This window comes from Streptomyces sp. NPDC048473 (assembly GCF_043200155.1).
In the GTDB taxonomy this organism is placed as follows: domain Bacteria; phylum Actinomycetota; class Actinomycetes; order Streptomycetales; family Streptomycetaceae; genus Streptomyces.
The window spans coordinates 1-1,019 of the sequence record NZ_JBICXE010000209.1 but is presented as its reverse complement, the minus strand read 5'-3'; the positions used below and the strand labels follow the sequence as shown (position 1 = coordinate 1,019).

Below are 1,019 nucleotides of genomic sequence, written 5' to 3'. Positions count from 1 at the left end.
GCCCCTCCAAGTCCACGCCGCTGGACGGCGCTCGTCCTCATAGCCCTGGCCCAGTTCGCGGTCATCATGGACACGTCCATCATCGGTGTGGCTCTCCCCAAGATGCAGGTTGACCTGGGCTTCTCCCCGGAGGGCCTGTCCTGGGTGTTCAACGCCTACGTCGTTGCCTTCGGCGGGCTTCTCCTGCTCGGCGGGCGGCTGTCCGACCTGTTCGGCGCCAAGCGGATCTTCGTTGCCGGCTGGACCGTGATGGCCGCGGGATCCCTGGTCGCCGGCCTCGCCTCTGAGGTCTGGGTCGAACTGACCGGCCGTGCCCTGCAGGGCATCGGTGCCGCTCTGATCGCCCCCTCCGCCCTGACCCTGCTGATGATGCTCTTCGGCGCCCGCCCCAAGGAGCTGACCAAGGCGCTGGCTCTGTACGGCGCCGCGGCCCCGGCAGGCGGCACCGCCGGCGTCTTCCTCGGCGGTGTCATCACCGAGTACGCCAGCTGGCCCTGGGTGTTCTACATCAACATCCCGATCGCCCTGGTCGTGCTGGCTGCCACCCCGGCTGTCATGCCCCCGGCCCCGGTCCGCCGCGGCTCCGTCGATTTCGCGGGAGCGGCCACCGTCACCGTGGGACTGGCCACCGCCGTCTACGCCATCGTCCGCGCCCCCGAAACCGGCTGGGGCTCAGCCCAGACCTGGCTCGTACTGCTGGCCGGCGTGGCCCTGATCGCCGCGTTCATCGCCATCCAGTCCAAGCGCCGCGAGCCGCTGATGCGGCTGGGTATCTGGCGGGCCCCCAACCTGGCCGGAGCGAACATCGCGCAACTGCTGATGGCCGCCGCGTGGATCCCGATGTGGTTCTTCCTCAACCTCTACCTCCAGCAGGTCCTGGGACTGGGCGCCTTCGCCTCCGGCGCGGCCCTGCTGCCCATGACGGTCGCCATCATGATCATGATGATCGTCCTGGCGCCCCGCCTGATCGCCCGCTTCGGGACCAAGCCATTGATCGTCACCGGCCTGCTGGCCCTCAC

The 1,019-nt window shown here is 69.5% G+C and carries 1 protein-coding gene; it reads left to right on the top strand.

The window, feature by feature from the left end; translation table 11 throughout:
* Positions 1 to 1,019: MFS transporter (locus ACGFU7_RS48275; protein WP_393705197.1), on the top strand; the 1,019-nt coding region annotated here is incomplete at both ends.